This is a genomic window from Saccharopolyspora oryzae, from assembly GCF_027853915.1.
Classification (GTDB): Bacteria; Actinomycetota; Actinomycetes; order Mycobacteriales; family Pseudonocardiaceae; genus Saccharopolyspora; species Saccharopolyspora oryzae.
This window is the reverse complement of the sequence record NZ_JAQGLA010000086.1, coordinates 22,070-28,136: the sequence shown is the minus strand read 5'-3', so window position 1 is coordinate 28,136 and position 6,067 is coordinate 22,070. Positions and strand designations below refer to the sequence as shown.

Here is a 6,067-nt window from a genome sequence, read left to right as displayed (position 1 = left end):
GAAGCGGGCGTGGAGACAGCCGCCGAGGATCCGCTCACCATCCAGCGGTTCGGCGAGCTCGCAGTCCGACTACGCGCGGCCGAGGCACTGCTGGAGAAGGCGGGCGCGGAGCTCGACGCGGCGCGCGCCGACCTCGACGCCGACTCCGCCGCCACGGCCTCGATCGCGGTGGCCACCGCGAAGGTGTTCGCCGACGGCGTCGCGGTCGAGCTCAGCAGCGCGCTGTTCGAGGTCTCCGGCACCAGGTCGAGCCTGGCCGAGACCAATCTGCACCGGCACTGGCGCAACGCCCGCACCCACACCCTGCACGACCCGGTGCGCTGGAAGGTCCAGCACATCGGCCGCTACGTCCTCAACGGCACCCGGCCGCCCCGGCACGGCCAGATCTGACCCGCCCCAGCAGAAAGCGACGAGAGTGTCCACTTCGCACCACCGGTCCGCCCGCGCGCGGCAACCCGAGAACTCCCGCTCTTTCCCGTTCCTCGCGCTGATCGGCGCGCTGGTGCTGGCCCTCGGCGGCTGCGGCCTGGCCGGTGGAACGGCCTCCGACGACCGCACCATCAGCATCGTCGCCACCGACAGCCCGCCGTACCACGACCCGCTGGAGATCGCCCGCCGGCAGCTCGAAGCCCAGGGCTGGCAGCTCGACGTCCGCTACGTGACCGACATCGTGCAGCCCAACCACGCGGTCAGCGCAGGCGAAGCCGACTTCAACTTCTTCCAGCACGGCGCCTACCTGCAGACCTTCAACCGCGACAACGGAACCGACGTGGTCCCGCTGTTCTACGTCGTGGGCTCCCCGGCCGGGCTGTACTCCACGCGCTACGACGACATCGCGCAGCTGCCCGACGGTGCGCGCATCGCGCTGCCGGTGGATCCGGCGAACAACGGGCGAGCGCTGCACCTGCTGGCCGAGGCCGGGCGGCTGAAGCTGCGCGACGGCGCGCAGGTGGTCACCACCAGCCAGCGCGACATCGTGGACAACCCGCACCGCTACTCGTTCGTGGAGGTCGACCAGCAGACCCTCACCCAGACCCTGCCGGACGTCGACGCCGGGTTCCTGTTCTCCCGGCAGGCGATCGAGATCGGACTGGACGTCGAGGGTTCCGCGCTGCTGCGCGAGAAGGACGTCGACGCCGTGCCGTACCGGATCGTCGTCGGCGGCCGGCCGGACGAGGTGGGGTCGGAGAAGGCGCGGGCGTTGCAGGCCGCGCTGCACAGCCCGCAGGTCGCCGGCTTCTTCAAGCGGTTCTACGGCGACTGGGCGCCGCTGCCGTGGACCGAGGACCCGCAGGCCCAGCTCGGCCAGTGGTGGAAGGACGGCGGACGTTGATCACCTTGCGCGGGGTCACCAAGCGCTTCACCGGCCCGGACGGACCGCTGACCGCCGTCGACGACGTCGACCTGCACGTGCCGCGCGGCTCGGTGCAGGGGATCATCGGCTTCTCCGGCGCGGGCAAGTCGACGCTGATCCGGCTGATCAACCTCCTGGAACGGCCGGACTCGGGCGCGGTCGAGGTCGACGGCACCGATCTGACCACTGTGGACGACGCCGAGCTGCGCCGGCGGCGCGGCAAGATCGGCATGATCTTCCAGCACTTCAACCTGCTGGCCAACCTCACCGCGGCGCAGAACGTCGAACTCGCCCTGCGCATCGCCGGCGTGGACAAGGCGGCCCGCCCGGCGCGGGTGGCCGAGGCGCTCGCCGTGGTCGACCTGTCCGACAAGGCCGACGCCTACCCGGCGAAGCTCTCGGGCGGCCAGAAGCAGCGGGTCGCGATCGCGCGGGCGCTGGCCAACGAGCCATCGGTGCTGCTGTGCGACGAACCGACCAGCGCGGTCGACCCGCGGACCACGGTGGCGGTGCTGAGCTACCTCAAGGAGATCAACCAACGGCTCGGCATCACGATCGTGCTGGTCACCCACGAGATGAACGTGGTCCGCGCGATCGCCGACGACGTCGCGGTGATGGCCGGCGGCAAGGTCGTCGAACACCTGCGGCTGGACGGGTCGCCGCTGCAGCCCGAGACCGAGATCGCCCGGTTCATGCTCGACGACCGCATCCGGTTGCAGCCGCGGACCTCGGAGGCGACCCGTGTCGGCTGACCGCATCACCGCCGCGCTGCCGGAAATGCTCGAAGCGCTCGGCGAAACCGGGCTGATGCTGCTGATCACCGTGCCGCTGGCGGTGCTTGCCGCGATCCCCGTCGGCGTGCTGCTGTGGGTGAGCAGACCGGGCGGGCTGAGCCCGTCGCCGCGGGTGCACCAGGTGCTCAACGCGGTGGTGAACCTGGTGCGCTCGTTCCCGTTCCTGATCCTGCTGATCGCGATGATCCCGATCACCCGGCTGGTCGTGGGCACCAGCGTCGGCACCGTCGCGGTGACCGTGCCGCTGTGCGTCAACGCCATCGCCTACCTGTCGCGGTTCGTCGAGCAGAACCTGCTGCAGGTCGATCCGGGCGTGGTCGAGGCCGCGCAGGCGATGGGTGCGTCGAAGCTGCGCACCATCTGGAGCGTGCTGCTGGTGGAGGCGCGGCCGGGGTTGGCGGGCTCGATCACCATCATGGTGGTCAGCTTCATCTCCTACTCGGCGATCGCCGGTCTGGTCGGTGGCGGCGGCATCGGCGACTTCGCCATCCGCCACGGCTACTACCGCTACGAGACAGGGGTGATGGTGGTGGCGGTGCTGGTGATGATCGCGCTGGTGCAGCTGGTCCAACTGGTCGGCAACGCGACCGTGCGAAGTCTGGACAAGCGGCTGTGAGCGCCCGGAGGAGCCGCTTGCGGCTGAGCGCCTTCGTCATGGCCACGACCTCGCACATCCTGGAAGGGCAGTGGCGGCACCCGGAGGCGCAGCAGCACCGGTTCGACGAGCTGTCGCTGTGGACCGATCTCGTGCAGCAGCTGGAAGCGGCCAAGTTCGACGCGATCTTCTTCGCCGACGTGGTCGGGTTGTACGGGAACTACCGCGGCGGCTGGGACATCTTCGCCACCGAGGGCCTGCAGATCCCGTCGCACGACCCATCGGTGATGATCTCCGCGCTCGGTGCGGTGACCGAGCACCTGGGCCTGGCGTGGACGAGCTCTGTGATCCAGGAGCACCCGTTCACCTTCGCCCGCCGCGCCGCCACGCTCGACCACCTCACCGGTGGCCGGACGGGGTGGAACATCGTCACCTCGGCGCTGGAGAACGCCCACCGCAACTTCGGCCTGCCCGGGCTGACCCCGCACGACGAGCGCTACCGGTGGGCCGACGAGTACGTCGATGTCGTCTACAAGCTGCTGGAGGGCAGCTGGGACGACGACGCGCTGCGGCGGGACAAGGCAGCGGGCGTCCACGCGGATCCGGCGAAGATCCACAAGATCCACCACCGGGGCGAGCGGTACTCGGTGGAGGGGCCGCACCTGGTGGCGCCCTCGAAGCAGCGCACGCCGGTGCTGTTCCAGGCGGGCACCTCCCCGGCCGGAATGGCCTTCGCGGCGCGCAACGCAGAGGCGGTGTTCATGTTCGCCGGTTCGCCGGCCAGCGCGGAGAAGATCACCACCACCGTCCGGGCGCAGGCCGTGGAGCGCGGCCGCCGTCCCGAGGACGTGCTGTTCTTCGCAGGGCTGTCCTTCGTGGTCGGCAGCACCGAAGCCGAGGCCCGGCGGCGCAAGGCCGACTTCGACGAGCACCTGTCGATCGACGGCCTGGCCGCGCACATGCTCGGCGGGATGGGGGTGGACCTCGGCGACGCACCGGTGGACACCCCGCTGAAGGACCTGCACGTCGAAGGCGGTCGGGGAGTGCTGCAGGCGGTCATCGACTCGGTGCCGGGCGGCGATCCGACCATCGAGGACATGGTCCGCTACCGCGCCGAGCGGATGCGGCTGGTCGGCACGCCGGAGCAGATCGCCGACGAGCTGGTGCACTGGCAGGACGCCGGGATCGACGGGATCAACATCATCAACCACGTCATCCCGGGCAGCTACCAGGAGGTGATCGACGGGTTGCTGCCCGAGCTGCGCCGCCGCGGCCTGGCGCAGACCGACTACCACCCGGGAACTTTCCGGGAGAAGCTCTTCGCCGACGGCTCCGGCCGGTTGAACCCGCGCCACCCGGCCGCGGTCCACCGGGGAGCTTTCGACGACGCACCGCGCTGATCAGCCGAGTTCGTCGCGCGTTCACGTCCTGGTCGGTTCGGGTGCGTAGGTTCGGTGCTCATGAGCAACGACGAGCGGGCGGTGGTCGCGCGGCGAACGGTGTTGGGCGCAGCGCTGGCCGGTGCGGGGCTGCTGGCGCTCGGCGGTACCGCGACGGCGGGCCGGCCGCGCCGCGTCCTGATCGCGACGAACGAGCCGTGGGGCACCTACCACGTCAAACCGCTGCTCGCCGAAGCCGACCGGCGCGGCTGGCAGCTGACCCAGCTGGTGCCGGATCGGGCGGGGATCGCCCCGGGCGATCCGGTGCCGGTGGCGGTGCCCGACGAGGCTCCAGCCGCCGACCTGCTGGTGGTGACGGGCGCTGGGGACTGGCCGGTGGAGTGCGCGGACCGTTTCCGGACCCTGCCCCTCGCGGCCAGCTCGCTGGCCTACCTCGGGCCGCGGGAAGCGGAACGCGCCAAGCAGTTGCGACCCCGGCTGCGCGCGCTCACCTCGTCCTCGCCCGCGGAGGCCCGCGCCTTCGCCGGATACCTGGGAACTCACCGCGAGATCCAGGTCGTCGGTGCGCCGCAAGCGGATTCGCTGCCGCAGCGCGCACCGGAACCAGGTCTGGTCCTGGTGCTCACCAGCGTCACGCACCCCGACGACACCGGTGCGGCCGCACCCGGCACCGAACTGCTGCTGGCCGCGGCCGACGAGCTCCAGGCCGCAGGCAAGCGGATCCTGGTCGGCCTGCACCCGCGGGAGGACCCGTCGCTGTGGAGCCGCTTCGAGATCAGCGACGTTCCGTCGTTGCAGGCCTCGGCGCGGGCCGAAGCGGCCATCGGGATTCCCGGCACGGTGTTCCCGCTGATCGCCGCGGTGGGAACTCCGCTGGTGGGATGCGTCGATCCGGCGCTGGACGTCCCGGAGCACCTGCTGGCGGTCTGCTCCAGCACCATCACCGACGCCGGCTCCGCGGTGTCCGCTGTGGACGGTGCGGAGCTGCCCGATCCGGAAGTGCTCGCGGACGCGGTCGGACCCATCGGCGGATCGGCCGCGCGGCTGCTGGATGCCTGGGAGCGGGTTGCGCGCCGCTGATCAGCCGAAGGTGACCTGCGCCGTCGCCATGACCTCGTCCGGTGCCGTCCGGACCGCCATGTCCCCGGCCGGTGAGCCGGTGACCAGCACCGGGTCGCCGGCGAACACCGGGCGGCGCAGCCGGTAGTCGACGCCGGTCACCCGGCGGTCCGGCGCGCGGTGGCGGGCGAGTTCGGTCATCAGCAGCACCAGGATCGGGCCGTGCACGACGAGCCCGGGGTAGGACTCGACCTCGCGGGTGTAGGGCTCGTCGTAGTGGATGCGGTGCGAGTTGGCGGTCAACGCGCTGAACCGGAACAGCCGCACCGGGTCGCCGGTGAAGGGCTGCTGCCACGGCGCGTCGGAGGTCGGCAGCTCGGTGGGGCGGGAGGTGTTCGGGCTCTTGGTCGAGCTCTCCCCGCTGCGGTAGACGTAGTCCTGCTCCTCGACGAACCGCAGCTCGCCGTCCTGCCGGTACTCCGCGCGAGTCGTCACGAAGGCCATCTCGCCCGAGCGGCCCTGCTTGACCACCACGTCGGCCAGCGATGTCGTGCGCTCGGCAGGTGCGCCCAGGCGCAGGGGAGCGGTGGCGGTCAGGCGGCCGCCGGCGAACATCCGCCGCCGGTCGGGGATCGGGGGGAGGAAGTGCCCGTGCGCCGGGTGCCCGTCCGCACCGAGCTCGCCGTGCTGCGGCCAGGTCAGGAAGTGCACCCAGTGCCACAGCGGGGGCAGGTCGTCGGCGGGTGCGGCGGTCTCCAGCACGGCGGCCAGGGCGCGCGACGGTTCGGAGCTCGGGGCGTCGGTCTCGGCCAGCGGCTCCGGCCGCCACCCCTGCAGGTAGGTGTCCAAACCCGGCACTGCTCCT

7 protein-coding genes are annotated in these 6,067 nt (G+C 71.5%); 6 read left to right on the top strand and 1 reads right to left on the bottom strand.

What is annotated here, in order from left to right; genetic code table 11:
• The 6 genes from OU415_RS32010 to OU415_RS31985 all read left to right on the top strand — a co-directional run.
• On the top strand, nt 1-390 hold a 390-nt coding region (locus OU415_RS32010; protein WP_270953225.1), incomplete at its 5' end, for an acyl-CoA dehydrogenase family protein.
• Between the two features lie 25 nt (nt 391-415).
• Nucleotides 416-1,333: a MetQ/NlpA family ABC transporter substrate-binding protein gene (locus OU415_RS32005; protein WP_270953224.1), complete on the top strand. Its 918-nt coding sequence runs from the start codon at nt 416-418 to the stop codon at nt 1,331-1,333.
• On the top strand, nt 1,330-2,106 hold the full coding sequence (locus tag OU415_RS32000; protein ID WP_270953223.1) for a methionine ABC transporter ATP-binding protein: 777 nt from the start codon (nt 1,330-1,332) through the stop codon (nt 2,104-2,106). The genes OU415_RS32005 and OU415_RS32000 overlap by 4 nt, the downstream gene beginning before the upstream one ends.
• Complete coding sequence (locus tag OU415_RS31995; protein ID WP_270953222.1) at nt 2,096-2,764, top strand: methionine ABC transporter permease; 669 nt, start codon at nt 2,096-2,098, stop codon at nt 2,762-2,764. Before OU415_RS32000 ends, OU415_RS31995 begins: the two co-directional genes overlap by 11 nt.
• A 17-nt stretch (nt 2,765-2,781) precedes the next feature.
• On the top strand, nt 2,782-4,143 hold the full coding sequence (locus OU415_RS31990; protein WP_270953221.1) for an LLM class flavin-dependent oxidoreductase: 1,362 nt from the start codon (nt 2,782-2,784) through the stop codon (nt 4,141-4,143).
• Between the two features lie 60 nt (nt 4,144-4,203).
• On the top strand, nt 4,204-5,223 hold the full coding sequence (locus tag OU415_RS31985) for a hypothetical protein (RefSeq protein WP_270953220.1): 1,020 nt from the start codon (nt 4,204-4,206) through the stop codon (nt 5,221-5,223).
• On the opposite strand, the gene OU415_RS31980 is transcribed toward OU415_RS31985, so the two are convergent.
• Nucleotides 5,224-6,060, bottom strand: coding sequence for an FAS1-like dehydratase domain-containing protein (locus OU415_RS31980; protein ID WP_270953219.1), 837 nt, complete (start codon nt 6,058-6,060; stop codon nt 5,224-5,226).
• Between the last annotated feature and the right edge of the window lie 7 nt (nt 6,061-6,067).

Bases quoted from the DNA above. Each gene is read 5' to 3' on its own strand.
- OU415_RS31985 (WP_270953220.1), top strand. From the start codon at position 4,204: ATGAGCAACGACGAGCGGGCGGTGGTCGCGCGGCGAACGGTGTTGGGC.